This window comes from Novosphingobium sp. BL-S-32 (genome assembly GCF_056857055.1).
The window spans coordinates 602601-618379 of sequence record NZ_CM166477.1 but is presented as its reverse complement, the minus strand read 5'-3'; the positions used below and the strand labels follow the sequence as shown (position 1 = coordinate 618379).

The 15779-nt window shown below is 60.3% G+C and carries 12 protein-coding genes and 1 riboswitch; of the genes, 10 read left to right on the top strand and 2 right to left on the bottom strand.

Annotated features, from left to right (window positions below; translation table 11 throughout):
- Positions 1-32 precede the first annotated feature (32 nt).
- A riboswitch (ZMP/ZTP riboswitch) is annotated at positions 33-111 on the bottom strand.
- A gap of 299 nt (positions 112-410) precedes the next feature.
- The 8 genes from AC1VVK_RS19475 (at position 411) to tnpC (ending at position 9311) form a co-directional block, all read left to right on the top strand.
- Positions 411-1436, top strand: coding sequence for a nucleoside hydrolase (locus AC1VVK_RS19475; RefSeq protein ID WP_482906410.1), 1026 nt, complete (start codon positions 411-413; stop codon positions 1434-1436).
- A 70-nt stretch (positions 1437-1506) separates the two neighbouring features.
- Positions 1507-2853 carry a family 1 glycosylhydrolase gene (locus tag AC1VVK_RS19470; protein WP_482906409.1) on the top strand — a complete coding sequence of 449 codons (1347 nt, stop codon included), beginning with the start codon at positions 1507-1509 and terminating at the stop codon, positions 2851-2853.
- Between the two features lie 513 nt (positions 2854-3366).
- Positions 3367-4668, top strand: coding sequence for a HEPN/Toprim-associated domain-containing protein (locus tag AC1VVK_RS19465; protein WP_482906408.1), 1302 nt, complete (start codon positions 3367-3369; stop codon positions 4666-4668).
- Positions 4669-4779: 111 nt separating this feature from the next.
- Entirely contained in the window at positions 4780-5253 is a 474-nt protein-coding gene (locus AC1VVK_RS19460) for a hypothetical protein (RefSeq protein ID WP_482906407.1), read from the top strand.
- Positions 5253-6281 (top strand): serine/threonine-protein kinase, encoded by a 1029-nt coding sequence (locus tag AC1VVK_RS19455; RefSeq protein ID WP_482906406.1) that lies wholly within the window; start codon positions 5253-5255, stop codon positions 6279-6281. Before AC1VVK_RS19460 ends, AC1VVK_RS19455 begins: the two co-directional genes overlap by 1 nt.
- A 418-nt stretch (positions 6282-6699) precedes the next feature.
- Positions 6700-7257 (top strand): IS66-like element accessory protein TnpA, encoded by a 558-nt coding sequence (gene tnpA / locus AC1VVK_RS19450; RefSeq protein WP_482906405.1) that lies wholly within the window; start codon positions 6700-6702, stop codon positions 7255-7257.
- Positions 7254-7607 carry an IS66 family insertion sequence element accessory protein TnpB gene (gene tnpB, locus AC1VVK_RS19445; RefSeq protein ID WP_009822160.1) on the top strand — a complete coding sequence of 118 codons (354 nt, stop codon included), beginning with the start codon at positions 7254-7256 and terminating at the stop codon, positions 7605-7607. The genes tnpA and tnpB overlap by 4 nt, the downstream gene beginning before the upstream one ends.
- A gap of 129 nt (positions 7608-7736) precedes the next feature.
- Positions 7737-9311 carry an IS66 family transposase gene (gene tnpC, locus AC1VVK_RS19440; protein WP_482906404.1) on the top strand — a complete coding sequence of 525 codons (1575 nt, stop codon included), beginning with the start codon at positions 7737-7739 and terminating at the stop codon, positions 9309-9311.
- Positions 9312-9772: 461 nt separating this feature from the next.
- On the opposite strand, the gene AC1VVK_RS19435 is transcribed toward tnpC, so the two are convergent.
- The gene (locus AC1VVK_RS19435) at positions 9773-11230 is read right to left on the bottom strand and encodes a caspase family protein (protein WP_482906403.1); all 1458 of its coding nucleotides are present in this window, start codon (positions 11228-11230) and stop codon (positions 9773-9775) included.
- 679 nt (positions 11231-11909) lie between these two features.
- Here AC1VVK_RS19435 and AC1VVK_RS19430 point away from each other — a divergent pair.
- Positions 11910-12614 carry a hypothetical protein gene (locus AC1VVK_RS19430; protein ID WP_482906402.1) on the top strand — a complete coding sequence of 235 codons (705 nt, stop codon included), beginning with the start codon at positions 11910-11912 and terminating at the stop codon, positions 12612-12614.
- A 330-nt stretch (positions 12615-12944) separates the two neighbouring features.
- Positions 12945-14063, top strand: a complete 1119-nt coding sequence (locus tag AC1VVK_RS19425) for an IS110 family RNA-guided transposase (protein WP_482906401.1) — start codon at positions 12945-12947, stop codon at positions 14061-14063.
- Positions 14064-15391: 1328 nt separating this feature from the next.
- Here the strand turns inward: AC1VVK_RS19425 and AC1VVK_RS19420 are convergent.
- Positions 15392-15664: a DUF6429 family protein gene (locus AC1VVK_RS19420; protein WP_482906400.1), complete on the bottom strand. Its 273-nt coding sequence runs from the start codon at positions 15662-15664 to the stop codon at positions 15392-15394.
- Positions 15665-15779: the final 115 nt, after the last annotated feature.

Below are 15779 nucleotides of genomic sequence, written 5' to 3'. Positions count from 1 at the left end.
GGGCTCCTTCGGCAGAAGGTTGTTCGGATTTCTCCGATTGCCCAGGCGAGCGGCTTTTTGTGCGCGGTCCCCGATGGTCGCCCATCTTGATCGCCAGTAACGCGCAAGTGAGCACCTAGCCCTGAGCTACTATGTGGTCAAGCTGAAGCTCTGGCCGTGAAGAGACTGGCGGCTTTCGGATGGTGGTGGGGAAATAGCTGTCGTTCCGGAGCCGCCGACTTCGCGGACGTTGAGCGCGCTGTCAGCCAATCCAAAAACCGGCCATTCGATTTGGCTACAGGTCCAGAGTTGCGTGTGCCCGGTTTCGTACTTCGGGCATAGGCAGAGCCTATGCTTATGCAAAAAATACCTATTTTACATGATGTTTTGAATGGGTGACAAAACGCGAGAAAATAAACAGGAGAGGTAGATTGCCCCATAAAATGGGTCGCCGAAGCTTTGTCGGGTCGACGATGGCGCTCATGGGTGCTTTGATGGCGCCCTTAAATGCATTCGGCAAACAGCCAGCGTTGGCACGGGTGATCCTCGACAACGACTTCGCCGGCGACCCGGATGGGTTGTTCCAACTTGCCCATCACGTACTGTGCTCGTCGGTAAAGATTCCGCTGATCGTCGGATCGCACCTTCCCGCCAAGTTCGGCGGCGGGCACGATGCCCAGGATGCCGCTGGCCGGGTCGGCGAAGTTCTCGACCTCATGAACCTTGCCGGCAAGTACAAGATCATGGCCGGATCAGAAACACCAATCCAGTCACGCACTTCCTGGAAACCCAGTGCGGCATCAGCTGCCATCGTCCGCGAGGCCCTGCGCGAAGACGCTACCGAGCCCCTGATCTATGCAGCCGGCGCAGGGCTGACCGATCTCGCACTCGCGTGGCTGTCTGAGCCGCGCATTGGTCGCCGCCTAAAATTGATCTGGATCGGCGGGAACACTCACCCCGGTTTTGGAAATCCCGCAGCCAAGCAGGGCGAGCCGGAATTCAATTTCTCGATCGATCCGGTAGCGGCGCAAGTGCTGTTCAACGAGTCCGATATCGAGATCTGGCAAGTGCCCTCTGATGCTTACTGCCAGATGCTGTTCAGCACGGCCGAGCTTGAAGAACTCGGCGCGCAGAGCCGTCTGGGCGCCTATCTGAAAGCCAGGGTCGATGCGATACCGGAGATGTTCGCCAAGATACCGGGCGTCCCCCCAGTGGCCATGACCGACGCCTACGTCCTGGGCGACAGTCCGCTGGTGACATTGACCGCGCTGGTTCCGCCAATGCAGCCAGACCCTACTTCGAGCCGGTACAAGCTGTTGCCAACGCCAAGGCTGCTCGACAACGGAAGCTATGAAGAACGTCCGGGTGGACGTCCCATGCGGGTTTACACCTACCTCGATGCGGGGCTGACATTCAGGGACATGCTGGCGCGTTTCAGGCTTCATTCTGCCGCATAAGCTCCGGAACAAATGCCTGTCTGATTTCATGGCTGGGCATGCCCGCCCGCCTTTTCACCAAGGACTCCCTATGATCGACCGCCGTTCACTCATCGCCGGTGCTGCTGCGTTCGCCGCGGCGCCCACGCTTGCCGGGAAGGCCGCCGCCGCTCCTGCACAAAAGCGACCCTCGCCAGGATCGGCCAGCTTCCCTTCCGGCTTCCTGTGGGGCGCAGCAACCGCTGGCCACCAGATCGAGGGTAACAACACGAATTCCGACCAGTGGCTTCTCGAGAATGTGCAACCTACTATCACTGGCGCGCCGTCGGGGGATGCCGTCAATAGCCTCGAGCTATGGCGAGATGACCTCGACCTTGTAAAAAGCATGGGGCTCAATGCCTTTCGCTTCAGCCTTGAGTGGCCCCGCATCGAGCCGGAACCGGGAATGTTCTCGCGCGCCATGCTCGATCACTACAAGGCCATCATCGATGGCTGCCGCGAACGTGGTATTGCCCCGGTGGTCTCCTTCAACCACTACACAACGCCGCGCTGGTTTGCCGCCCAAGGAGGATGGTTGCATCCCGATGCGAGCGACCTGTTCACTCGTTTCTGCGAGCGGGCGGCCAAACATCTGGCAAGCGGAATAGCAATCGCGACGACCTTGAACGAGCCGAACCTGCCCCGGCTTCTGCCGTTCGTTCTGCCCCCTCAGTTCATGGGAGGCTTGCGCGCCAATCTGGCCGCAGCCGCAAAGGCTGCGGGCGTACCGCGCTATCTCGTGGCTAATACTGTCTTGCCGGAGGACGTCCCCGCCCTGACCGCCGCGATGATCAAGGGCCACAAAAGTGCGCGTGCCGCGATCAAGGCAGTGCGCCCCGACCTTCCCGTCGGCTTCACACTGTCGATCGCCGACGACCAGGCCGTCGGCCCGAATTCCATCCGAGACCGGATGCGGGCCGAACTCTACGGAGACTGGCTGGCAGTGGCGCGCGGCGACGATTTCGTCGCCATCCAGAACTACGAGCGGATCCTGTGGGGCAAGGATGGCCGTCTCCCTGCGCCCGCCGGCACGCCGCGCAATTTCCGCGGCGCCGAGGTATATGCTCCGTCCCTCGCCGGTGCGGCGCGATACGCCTATCAAGCGACCGGCAAGCCGGTCTTGGTAACCGAGCACGGTGTTGGAACCGACGACGATACAATCCGCGCCAACCTTATCCGCGACGGGTTACGCGAGCTTCACAAGGCAATGGCCGAAGGCGTTCCCGTGCAGGGCTATATCCATTGGACCCTGATGGACAATTACGAATGGGGCGCTGGCATAGGCCACGGCACCTTTGGGCTTGCCAGCGTCGATCCGGTTACGTTCAAGCGGTCTCCCAAGCCGAGCGCTCTGGTTTTGAAGGTGATCGCTCAGTCGAATTCAATATCAGCGGCTTGAGGTGGCAGCAGCCGGACTCGATCACATCCACACGGAAAGGTGCGAAACTCGTTCTCGCCTTTCCGACCGTATCTGCCCAAAGCAGACAGGCGTATTCGATCACCTTGGCAGGACGGCAATCGCCAACTTAGCTGCCGTTCGCTGGCCCAATACTGGTCTTGCAAACCTGCCCTACCTTCAACTGCCAATGAACCGGCTCCAACGACCGGGCATGGGACTAAGGCGACAGTCGGCTTAGCGGCGACCGCCCAGGGAAAGCCGACGCTCCCTTCAAGGTGGCGCGAGCCCAGATCAGCGGCCTGCCTTGGGACTTTTCGGTCATTCCCACGCAAGGTGATCAGCGACAGGTTCTATGCCAAACCCGACAACCAGCGGTCGCCCGATTGGCTCGCATAGTGTCCGCAATGACGTTTTACAGACTGGGCATCATGGCGATCGTCAGATCATCAACAGGCCGTTATCGTAGCTGAAACTTTGATCGTGCAAACGCACGATCACTGGGGGGAAATCACAATGGGCACCATCATTGACCTGACCATCGATGGCCTCGAACTTTGTTGGTCAAAGAATTCCATGGGGATCAATTTTGGCCCTCTGTTCCAGAAAGGTGATCAAGCCTGCCGACGGAGCGACCAAGTCGATTACGAATCCGCCGAGGCCGATGACGAGGAGGAGAAGCTATTTGATGCAGCATTTGTGCGCTCCCTTGGACGGACGCTTCCGCGGCTAAATCTACTCGGCGCCGACATCGAGTCGGCTCGAGTCGCATACGAAGCGGCCGTGGCGCAGGCGATCGAGGCTGCCCGAGAGTTCACATCCATCTCCCTGCCGACCGAGTACATGTCCTTCGAGGAATTCTGCACCTTCTGCACACGATACCCGCTATCGAGCCTCGACACGCGCAGCATACCGCCAGGCCCCGAAGGGGAGGAATCGATACCGCCAGGCCGTTTCGCCACACATGCTGACGAGGTACGCCGCATACCCGCCGAACCCGACTATTATCCGTGGATGCGTGAGGAGGGTCAGTCGGAGAAGGATTTCTTCGCCTCGACGGCCATGATCCTAGATCCATATCCGATGATGCAGGTGCTCGGGTATAACGGCGCCAACACCGACGCCGAAATCATCTGGCTGTATGGTCCGCTGGTCGAGAATGGCTGGGAGAAGGTATCATCCTTCGTGCCGGGTATCGATCGTTACAGCACGATCCTTGTCGCGACCGAGGGGACGTCGGATGCCCGTATCATTAACCGCGCCCTCGACGTCCTACGACCAGATGTCGCCGACTTCTTTCGCTTCATCGACGTGAACGAGAATCATCCATTCTGGGGCACCGGCAGCCTGGTAAAATTTGCCGAAGGACTGGTGAGAATAGATGTGCAGAACAACATACTGTTCGTGCTGGACAACGACGCAGAGGGCCAAGATGCGAGGCGTCGCTTGCAGGGCCTCGACATGCCTTCCAACATGCGAGCGATGGTGCTGCCAGACCACGAAGCGTTCCGGGAATTCCCGGCTTATGGACCGCAAGGCGTATCAACCGCCGACATCAACGGGCGTGCTGCCGCGATCGAGTGCTATCTCGATCTCGAACTGCCGTCATATGGTCCAGCGCAGGTCGTGTGGAGCAATTACAAGAAGGATGTCGATGCCTGGCACGGGGCGCTCGAACACAAGGAGAGCTACGCGAAGCACTTCTTCAAGCGAACAGATGCCGAAATCGCTGGAGAAGACTACCACACGGAGAAGCTGGAATGCGTGCTGGATGCGCTCATAGCCGAAGCGACTATCCTGGCCTCGGGCAAGAAATGAGTCCGACTAAACTGACTTTCCGATGGTGAAACATTGGGGATTCTCGCGTGTACCCGATTTCCTGTGATGGGGTCCTGCTGTAATCATTCGGTTCAAACTAGGGGGACTTGAATGACAAGCCGGTGGCTGGGGCTGAGCGCCTCGAAGGATTCGGTGATCGTCGTCGATGCCGAGATCCCGGACGATGATGGCCCGATCGTCATCAGGATGGACGATACGTGGAAGGTCCAGAAGGGCGACCGCTCGGCGGCATATAACGTCATGCATCAGCAGTGCGCCGACTATATCAAGGAGAACGGGATTGACGCGGTCGTCGTGAAGGCGAGCGCCGTAACCGGCAAAGGGTCGGCCACGCTCGGCTTGCTTCTCAGCGCCGAGGTGCGGGGCGTCGTGATCGCGGCTGCCGCATCGCAGTGCCCCGTGAAGGCCCTATCGAAGGCGGTGATCAGCAGAACTTACGGCGATCGCAACGTCGACGACTATGTCGGTGACGACGCGTTCTGGGCCGACAAGACTACCGGAGGTACGCTTCGCAAGCTGAGCCGGGAAACGACGATGCTCATCGTCGCGGCGCGGAACGACTGATGGCGGGCTTCATCTCCGACTTAAAGCTGGGCGTTCGGCTCGGCAATGGCCACTTCGGCGAGGTCTTTCAGGGTGACGACCCGGCGCATGGCCAGGTGGCGGTGAAGGTACTGAAGCGCGAGGCGTTCCACGACGACGCGACATGGCCAGATTACAAGGCGAGCTATCTGGCCGAGGCGCGGAGCTTGGCCAAGGCAAGCCACCGCAATGTCGTTCAGGTCCATCACGTCGTGGAGGCGCCGGATGGCGACAGCGTCATGATCTGCATGGCCTTCTGTTCTGGCGGCTCTCTACAGTCGGCATTCGACCGCGGCCCGATGACACTCTCCGCCGTACGCAAGATCGGCACCGAGATCCTTATGGGCTTAAGTGTCATGCATTCGCGAGGCATGATCCATCGCGACATTAAGCCCGCGAACATCTTGCTCAACGGCAAAACAGAGGCGCAGATCAGCGACTTCGGGCTCGTTACCGACGACCTTGTCCTAGGATACGCTTCGCAGGCCGGGTACAGCGATCACATCGCCTACGAGGTCTGGAACGGCAAGGGTACCAGTGCGAAGTCGGACATTTGGGCGGTGGGGATGACTCTCTATCGCTTGCTTCACGGCAAGGTCTGGTACGATGATGCGCCCGATCCGCGCGAAATCGTAAGACACGGTGGCTTCGCCGGGACGCTAGACTGGCTACCACACATCACGAAGCCGTGGCGTACCGCCATCCGCAAGATGCTGAATGACGACGATGCGGTTCGATGCCAGAGCGCGTCGCAAGCGCTCAAGGCTTTGGGGAATCTGCCGACCACGCCGATATGGGAATGCAGCGTCACGCCCGAGCTGGTGCGCTGGGAACAGATTAAGGGCGCTCGTCGTCAAGTTGTAGAATGGAAGCGCCATTCGCCGCGGCGCCATGAATGGGAAGCCCGAAGTGAGCCGGTCGGCAAGGGACAGAACAAGCGCCTGGCGGGATCGCCCGGCATCGTCAGTCGCAGCGTCGCGCTGAGGGGGCTGGAAGCCTTCTTCGCCTAGCGCGGCCTCAACCGCCTTGGGAGGAGATAGCTGCCGATAAGATCGGAACCCGTGATCTTCTCGAGGCCTAGCTTGGCGCTGGCCGTCGCCGCACGCACGGTCGAGCACTTCGAGCAGAAGGCCGCAGTAGCCACGACGCCCTGCGCCGGACGCCAATGCCGACCGCAATGGCGACATCTCGGCAGACTCAAGGTCAGTTTGGGCGATTTCCGGCTCATGGTATCCCTACCACCTTATTGCCAAGCGCTGAACAAAACGTGAATCATTGAACCTTCGATGTCAAGCCGCGCTTGAGACAGGGAATTCTAAGGTCTGTATACCCAATTTTCGGCTCATGAACGATCCACAATTTGCGGCAGTCCTTTCATCCCTTGTTGCGGCATCCATGAGAAGGTCTCAGATACAGATACTGAAGCCCATGGGTAAGCGTCCGCCCTCCGGCGTGTTGCGGCATTTAACCTGGCCGCTGATGGACCTTTGGTATGGAGTCTCTTTCTGGACTCCAGAAGGAGGCCAAGTGAAGGATCGAGTAGAGATCATCGCGCGCACCGAACGGCGCAGGAAGTTTTCGGATGCCGAGAAGGCGGCGATCCTCGCCGAGGCGGATGCAGACGGCGTATCGGTCCGCCAGGTTGCTGAGCGCCATGAGATTGCCGAGAGCCTGATCTATAATTGGCGATCGGCGCGCCGCCAGGCAGCGGCAATCGCCAGTGAGGCGCTCGAGTTCATTCCTTACGGCGCGATCATAACGACGGAGCCTGCGGCTGCGCCGGCGGTGCCCGAGCCCCAGAAGGCGCCGCGACCTGTTTCGTCGCCGATACCGTCAGCGTCGGAAGAACTGATCCGCCCACATCCCGGCGCCCGCCCCGGCGCAATAGACATAGACTTGCCCAGCGGCGTTCGCCTGTCAGTGGACAGCTATGTCAACGAGAAGGCGCTGGCCCGCGTGCTGCGCGCATTCCGGGATGTATCGTGATTTCGCTGGCTCCAGGAACGAAGGTCTACTTGGCAAGCAAGCCGGTCAGCATGAGGCTCGGTTTCGATGGGCTGGCGGCGCTGGTCCGCCCGCTATTCGCGGTCGAGCCCTACGGCGGGCATGTCTTCCTGTTCCGCAGCAAGAGCGGCAACTACCTGAAGGCGCTGCATTGGGATGGGACCGGGCTTTGCCTGTTCGCCAAGCGCCTGGAACGCAGCCGTTTCGTCTGGCCACCGCTCATCGAAGGCGGTGTCGTGCTGACCCCAGCGCAGTTTGCACTGCTGATCGAAGCAATGGATTGGCGGCGCACAGTGGCCCCTGATCCGCCCCGCCTGCCGGTGCAGATTTAACGCGATAATCGCCGCATTTCCGGGCTTTCTGCTTGGGTGGAAGGCCGGATTCTGCTAACGGGAAGCGTGTCTCCCGCCGATCTCGAGCTCCCTACCGATCCCGCAGAACTGCGCGCTTTTGCTGAGGCGATGCGCGCACGTCTGGCCGTTTCGGAGCAGGCGCTGGAAGCCGAACGGGCAGCCCATGACGTGACCCGCGAGAAGCTTCAGACTGCTCAAAACTCGATCAAGCTGACGGCGCTGCAGATCGAGAAGTTCAAGGTCCAGTTGGCTCGTCTCCGGCGCATGAAGTTCGGTCAGTCATCGGAACGCCTTGCCCTTCAGGCCGACCAGCTCGAGCTGACGCTGGAGGATCTCGAGGCCGAGCATGCCCATGCCGAGTGTGTGATCGAAGGTCACGTGCCCGAAGATACCCCGGCCAGGGCTGCCCCTCGCAAGCCTCGCCGTGCTCCGCTGCCCGATCATCTTCCTCGAGACGAGGTCATGCACGCAGCACCGGATGCCGACGGCTGCTCCGCCTGTGGGGGCACGATGGGCAAGCTCGGCGAGGACGTGACCGAAGTGCTGGAATATGTCCCCGGTCGCTTCCGCGTCGTCCGTCATGTCCGGCCCAAGATTTCCTGCAACCGCTGCGATGCAATCAGCCAGGCACCCGCCCCGGCGCTTCCCGTGCCGCGTGGCCGTGCAGGCCCCGGCCTGCTGGCCCACGTCATCGTCTCCAAGTTCGCCGATCACCTGCCGTTATACCGTCAGTCGCAGATCTACGCCCGCGAGGGCGTGGAGATCAGTCGCTCGACAATGGCGGACTGGCTCGGACAGGCAAGCTGGCTACTGCAGCCGCTGGTCGATCGGATCGCCGATCACGTCATGGCCAGCGTGAAGCTCCACGCTGACGATACACCCGTTCCCGTCCTGGCACCGGGGACCGGGAAGACGGTAACCGGGCGGCTATGGGTGTATCTGCGCGACAACCGACGATGGAGCCATCTGGACAAGCCGGCAACTCTGTTCCGCTACAGCCCCGATCGCAAGGGTGAGCGACCTCGAGAGCATCTCAAGACCTTCGCGGGCTTCCTGCAAGCCGATGCCTATGCTGGCTTCGAGCGCCTATACGCAAGTGACCGCCAGCCTGCGCCGATCACGCCCGTTGCGTGCTGGGCGCATGCCCGGCGCAAGCTGAACGATGTCTACAAGGCAGACCCGAACTCGGTTGCGCTCGATGGGCTGCAGATGATCGGTGAGCTTTACGACGTCGAACGGCAGATCGTGCGCGAACCCGCGGATTTTCGTCGCAAGGCTCGTAAACTCTCAAAGCTCAAGGCGCTGGATTTCTTCGCCTGGGCTGACGATGTGCTGTCCAGGGCCTCGGCCCGTTCACCGCTGGCCGAGGCCCTGCGTTATGCCGTGAAGCTCAAGCCGCAGCTACTCGCTTACACCGACGACGGCAGGCTGGAGATCGACAACAATCCAGCGGAGAATGCCCTCAGGGGCATCGCCGTGGGCCGCAAGAACTGGCTTTTTGCCGGCGCCGATTGTGGTGGTGAGCGCGCGGCTTCCATGCTTTCGCTGCTGGAGACGGCCAAGCTTAACGACATCAATCCACAGGAATGGCTGGCTGACGTCCTAGACCGTATCGGCAAGGGGCATCCGATCAATCGGATCGACGAGTTGCTGCCTTGGAACTGGGCCACTCCGCAGGCGTGAACGCGCATTTTGGGTGAGAAGCGGTCATTCAACCCGCGCCCAGTCGTTCACTAAGCCACGCCAGTGATCCACACGCATCTTTCATTGCCGACTCGGCATCCTCGAAAAGCCCAGACGCGTGAGAACGCGTCCAATATCCATCCACACCCCCACCATGATCGTAGAGGTCAATGTATGTCTCTTCGTAGTGAGCGAAGAAGCCATCGGCACGTCGCATGAAGCTCCAGCGCCTGTCCCCCTCTCGGGGTTTGTCGCCCTTCTGGTTGGTTGCCGTTTGCACTACTTCTGATTGCGTCTCCATTCGACGAGGCTGACACCTGGAAACAATGACCGCAAGGGGGCGTTTTCAGCCACCAACGGCCCCGGGCGGACGCTTACGCCCATGGTAACGACAGGTTCCTGTGTGAGCGGATATTCAAGTGCTTTATGCTGAGCGACATATGTTGGTCGTTTGCGCCCCGTCAGCTCATCCATTCGAGCGAATAGCCAACAGGGTAGCCGAGTTCGGCGGGTGGTATGGAGAGATCAGGGAAATTCAACACCTGCCGCGAAGTGGGCAGCGCAGCTTCGGCGGCGAGCCGATTCGCGAGGTCCTGCGGTCGGAACGCGAAGTATCGCGGTATCCCGTGCTCGTCGACATAGTCGGGGCTGTCAAGCGAGAGAATGTCGCGACCACCTACTACAATCCCTGTGATCGACGGATTGGCTTTACCCGGGAGCATAGTTGTCGTGATGTCGACCGACACGTCGTCGTCGATGTTGGGGAAAGCGAGAAACCGCCGCCCGGTGTTGACCAGCACTTCGCCGAGAAATTCCAGGCTCGGCCGCAATACTTTCGCGCTCGCCGCGCCGTAGAGCTCGTCGAAGTGCTTCGCCTTCGGCTTGCTGCGCAGGATGCCGTCGCGATCGAAGAATACTTCGAAGAGCATCCCGTCGAGCAGCGCCTTGCGCTTGTCCAGGTCGACGCCGCCCGTCTTCGCGATGAAGTTGGTCACCCATAGTTCGGCACCGTTGGATCCGTCGTCGGCGGCGGAATAGAGTGCGCGACCGATCATGAAACAAGCGTTCTCGCTGAAGCCATTCAGGTCCGAAGGCTTGATGCCCCGCGCGGCGGGGTTCTGCCTGTACCAATCCTGCGACTTCAGTTCATGGAGGACCACGTGCGCCGGCTTCTTTGGATCCGCGATGAACCCGCCGTCGCTGACTGCCTGCTCGCTGTACTGGGTCACGGGCACGTTGCGACTGCGGTTGAAGTAGAACTCCGCGATCAGCGAAGTGTGCTCCCATGGCGTTTGCTTTTTGCCGGTCGAGGTCGCCATCGTCGCCCGCACGCGCTTGAACATTGTTTCGACCGGACAGACCGCATCGAAATGCTGGAGCAGAGCCTCGGTGTAGCGGCCATGCTTGCCGATGCCGTTCATCGCCTTCTCACCGGGCGACGTCGCGAACGCGATCAGCGTACCCCGTGGCGCGGTCACCGGCCCCAGTCCCCCCGTACCCAGCGACCGGTCCCAGTTCCTGCCGAACGGGTTCTCGCGGCAGGCGTCAAGGATAACGATGTTTGTTTCCGATCCGGCGTGGTCCATTAGGTCCACCACGTAGTCGAGTTTGAGGGAGTTGTGCTTCGCGTCGACCGCGCTCGTCGGGTCGGCGTCAATCCCGATCAGGTAGTTGACGCCATCGATCTCGACGCCGTGCCCCGCGAAGTAGAAAGTGGCGGCGCCGTCCCGATTGAGCGACTTGCCGAACGCGAGCGCGGCGTCCCGCATGGCCGTATGGTCGAGGTCCGTAAACTCGTTTACCTCGAATCCACTGCGGCGCAGCGCCCCGGCTACGGCCATGGCGTCGTTCACAGCGTTTTCGAGGTCAAACCCGGGCGCGTAGGCGCCGTTGCCAATCACCAGGGCCTTACGCTTCATCTACTTGTATGCCTTCCGAAATCGAGTTTGACGGGATGTAGTGTTGCGAAGGGCCCACGCCCAGGTCGCTCACGTTGGCTCGTTCAACCGGACCGCCAGCAGGTCGGCAGGCACACCAACAACCGTCCGCCCCAATTCTGCGCCCCATTAATAGGTCCAACCCTCGTTGTCTTGACTGCAGTTACGAGTTCCGGTGCTCGTTAGACGAACGGCCGCTTTCGAGATCGTCGTCTCGCGGCGCGAACGACAACAATTTTGGGGTTTTGCCAATGGTCCACCTCACTTAGCCCCATCGGCAGTTTCTGTCAGGAGCCGACGTTCACGGCAGCTGATCCGAACGACCGGCTCTGGTCGCGACCTGCCACATAGCGGACCTTCCGCACCGCGGAAGCTGGAATCCGGCGCTGAGGGTCCGAAATGGGTCGTGGCGAGAAGACAGCGACGCGCTGCTAATCATGCGATTGGCCATCCGAAACGGCGATCATGGGTGGATTTTGCGTGGGCAGGTTTGGGGAATGTCCGCTCGCGAAGCCGCCATTCTGCAACGGCCTTTTGCATCAGACAAGCTGTTGATCTGGCAGAGAGGGTGGGCAGTGCAAAAGGGAACCCTTTTGCAACGAGCAAGCGGGCTAGCTCTTTATTATCATAGCCGTAAACTGCCTTGGCACAGGAGCAGCGAATGAAAAATAAAACAGCGACATCTGGCCTTATGATTGCAGCGGTCGTCGTGGCCGTGGCGGCCATCAGCGCGCATGCGCAGGCCGTTCCGCCTTCGGGATATAGTGGCAAAGGCTCGAAGCCGGGGGTCGCGGCGCCATCAGACCCCGCCGCGCCAAGGCTGACCCGTATTCCTGATGCAACCGTGATGAATCTGATCCACGTCGATCCAGCTTATAAGCGGGGTTCGGCTGTGGGCCATGCCAAGGTCGTTGGCGCGTTCGCGATAGCGGAAACCAGCAAATCCTCTCTCGTCGCGGCATGGGCTCCCGGATTTCTGCCAGTCACTCTCAAATTCAGCGATGACCGATGCTACTCGCTGCAAGCTGATTACGAGGGAGGCACACTCTCTAATGGGCGGTTGACCAAAATCGAATGCGAGGAACAGCGTAAGTTTCCTGAACGTGCCCTCCCCTCGCCGCCTCCCGGCCGATCGCTACGGCTGATCGGAGCAGCTTGGGGGTATGGCGCTTGGGCCGATGATCGCGGGAAAACCACTATCATTACCGCACCAGGTCAAACAACGTTTCAACCGCTTTTCTTGGCTCGCATGACAACCAGCGCGATCATGGCCATGAACAGTCCAGACTCGCCGGGCGGCAACGTAACGCTGGTCGGCAAGATCAAAGGCCGATTAACTGCCGTAACGCTGGAAGTCGGTTATTGATCTGGTGTTGCGAAAGAGCCCCTTCGCAACGTCGACTATGTCCGCTTCCGGGGGGCGCTGGAAATATCTGCGAACGAATTGATCCGGGGCACGAACGGAACGACAGCGAACTTCGGTTTCCGCCGACGCCCAAGACCAGAAGGCGACAGGCAGCTGTCTGCCCCTCTTAACCAGTTAGCCGCCATTCCGAAATCGGCCAGAGTTGGGCGTCCAGGATGGGAAAGACCGTATGTTCGATTGGTGAAGGTGGCCCGCCCCCACGGTAAGCTAGGATCGGGGGTTGCGCCGGAAGGGCCAGCGCCGTGCCCCAAGCTTAAGCGAGGGCGGACCATGGAAGAGCATAGCGAACTTTTCGTCGGACTCGACACGTCAAAGTTGAAGATCTCGGTCGCAATTGCGGAAGGTGATCGGACTGGCGAAGTGCGGTTTTTTGGTGACATTTCGTCGGAGCCTGCATCCGTAGCCGCGATGGTGGCGAAGCTGGCAAAGCGCGGGGGCAGGCTTCACTTTTGCTACGAGGCTGGACCGACCGGATACGATCTCTATCGCCAGATCCTGGGGCTGGGTCATGACTGCGAGGTTGTGGCACCGTCACTTATCCCCAAGCGTCCCGGTGACAGGGTGAAGACAAACCGGCGTGATGCCTTAAGCTTGGCGCGGCTCCACCGTGCTGGCGAGTTGACCCGAGTATGGGTGCCCGACGAAGCGCATGAAGCAGTACGCGATCTTGTACGGGCGCGCGAAGCCGCCAACGACGCGCTGAGAAGAGCACGCCAGCAGCTTCAGGCATTCCTGCTACGACACGGTCGGATCTACAAAGGCAAGGCGACATGGACAAAGATCCATCGTCGATGGCTGGCCAAGCAAAGCTTCACGCACCCAGCCCACCACATTGTGCTCGAGGAATATATGCGAGCGATCGAGGATGCTGAAGTCCGCTTGGAAAGGATCACCAAACAGGTTTCCGAGACGGCAGCCTCCTGGTCGATGGCCCCCGTCGTCAACGCCTATCAGGCGATGCGCGGCGTTGCATTCCTCACCGCTGTCACTTTTGTTGTCGAGATCGGGGACATACGTCGCTTTGACAGCGCCCCGCAGTTGATGGCGTATCTGGGGCTCGTGCCCTCAGAAAGTTCGACTGGGGAACGGGTGAGGCGCGGCGGCATCACGAAGGCAGGCAACATGCGGGCGCGCCGGGTGCTGGTCGAGGGCGCGTGGACATATCGCTTCCCGGCTAGAGTGAGCCACACGCTTCAAGCTCGCCTGGAAGATCTGCCAATCCCTGTGCGGGAAATCGCCTGGAAGGCGCAAGTCAGGTTATGCGCTCGCTATCGAAAACTTATGGCGGCCGGGAAGCGAAAGGCCGTCGCCGTAACCGCGATTGCGCGCGAGATGGCGGCGTTTCTTTGGGCCATTGGGCAAGAGGTCTCACCCGCCGCACAGGACTGAGGCGGACGCCTGCAATCATAGTAAGGAGAAAATCGAAGCCGATATCATCTGTTTGATGTACGAAGTTGGGGACAGGGCCCCGGTGGGGAACCCTCGCGTCCGCTTTGTGGCGGACTATTAAAGTCTATGCCCGAACAAAAGACCGAGGCAGCCCCAGACGAACATACGGAAATGCGGTATCCAACCCGCGAATAAGAGTGTGCCAACCGTCGTCTAAAGCCCTGCCTCCTACTTCGTGCACCAAACTTTACTTCCAAATTTCGTCGTCAGCGACGAAAGGAGACTGTCATGCCAAACGCTCTTGAAAACGAACATAAGAGCGGTCCGTCCGCACCTGGGAACGAAAAACTGGCTGCTGAGCGACCACAAAGGGTCGGCTACGGAAGCGTCCCCTCCCCGATCGAATGGCGGCTATCCCGTTTCCGTATGAGCGAAGCTGCCGTGCCGGCGTCTCCCACGGGGCTGCAGTCAGGCGACTTGAACGAAGGGCAGCTCAGAAGCCAACTGGGATCCGAAGGAGACATTCCGGAGTGTCCGACCGAGCGGACAGCACTGCAGCTGAGGTCGCTAGGCCATGACGTGAAGCTGACCGCACCACAATTATCCAAGTCCTACGCTAAACGGGGAAAGAACGATGCAGCAGCGCTGAGGCACTCTGCGAGGGCATGAGCCGCCCAGCAATGCGCTTCGTGCCGGCAAAAACGCTGAGCGGCAAACGTCGTTCATGTTGATCAGGGTGCGCGAAAGGCTGGTTCAGAACAAGGCCCAACTTGCCAGCGCGGATAGAGGTTACGCGGCCGTATTCGGCCTTCCCGCGACCAATGGGATTTGCAAGATCCAGCCACGGCTCGACCGCCCCGCCGTCGATTTAACCGTCCCGACGCTCGCACAGAACTCTTCGCTACCTAAGCCGCGGAATACCGGAAACTGAATGAGCGCCTCACCGACATCGATGAGAAGTTGATGATGTCGCACCGCGGCAACGAGTGCAGCCGTCGGCGGGCTAGAAAGCTGCATGCGCGAAACACGCGCCGACCTCCCGCGCTACGACGGTGTGACCAAGGCGATCAATTACTTCCTGAACGACTGGGAGTGCTGCACCATCTTCCTCGCCCAACGCCCGGATCTGCTTGATCAAAAACTCCACCGAGCGCAAGCTTCGCGCCGTGGCGTAGGCGGGAAGGCGCTGCCCCCCCGTCGAGCGCGAGGCGGTGAGCGCCCGCCAATGATCTTCTGCTTCTTCCTACCGCACGCCTCAACGAACTCCTCACGTGCAAATGGAAAGCTAGCGGGCAGCAAACCTCAACACAGGACTCGCGGCCTGAACATCATGATACAGGATCCTTGAAGGGCGTACAAAACAGCTGACGGAACAACTGCTCGCAGCGCTCCTGTCCGGCAGGCGAAAGCACTACTGACTTCGCCTTACCCACGGGATTGTGGATCCATCCCTGGTCATGCAGCCGCCCGAGCGCGGCCCAATCGAACGACTTCCAAGCTCGGATTGTGCCCGAAATCCTGTCCGCGTCGTGCAGCGTCAGGAACATCAATCCTAGGATTGCCGCATCAATGCGGCCCGTGTCGATATTCTGCTCTTCCATAAAGCGGCTCCTCGCAGCGCCGCCTACGGTCTCATCTTAAGGCCCTGACAGCCACCGCGGCGCTATATCGGATGCGAACCCATTTTGGGCCCAAAACATCAAATGGAGCAGGTTC

Coding starts and splice junctions, on each gene's coding strand:
- AC1VVK_RS19435 (WP_482906403.1), bottom strand. CDS start 11,230: ATGAAGCGTAAGGCCCTGGTGATTGGCAACGGCGCCTACGCGCCCGGG.
- tnpC (WP_482906404.1), top strand. CDS start 7,737: ATGCGCGCACGTCTGGCCGTTTCGGAGCAGGCGCTGGAAGCCGAACGG.
- AC1VVK_RS19460 (WP_482906407.1), top strand. CDS start 4,780: ATGACAAGCCGGTGGCTGGGGCTGAGCGCCTCGAAGGATTCGGTGATC.
- AC1VVK_RS19425 (WP_482906401.1), top strand. CDS start 12,945: ATGGAAGAGCATAGCGAACTTTTCGTCGGACTCGACACGTCAAAGTTG.
- AC1VVK_RS19470 (WP_482906409.1), top strand. CDS start 1,507: ATGATCGACCGCCGTTCACTCATCGCCGGTGCTGCTGCGTTCGCCGCG.
- AC1VVK_RS19465 (WP_482906408.1), top strand. CDS start 3,367: ATGGGCACCATCATTGACCTGACCATCGATGGCCTCGAACTTTGTTGG.
- AC1VVK_RS19455 (WP_482906406.1), top strand. CDS start 5,253: ATGGCGGGCTTCATCTCCGACTTAAAGCTGGGCGTTCGGCTCGGCAAT.
- tnpA (WP_482906405.1), top strand. CDS start 6,700: ATGGGTAAGCGTCCGCCCTCCGGCGTGTTGCGGCATTTAACCTGGCCG.
- AC1VVK_RS19420 (WP_482906400.1), bottom strand. CDS start 15,664: ATGGAAGAGCAGAATATCGACACGGGCCGCATTGATGCGGCAATCCTA.
- AC1VVK_RS19430 (WP_482906402.1), top strand. CDS start 11,910: ATGAAAAATAAAACAGCGACATCTGGCCTTATGATTGCAGCGGTCGTC.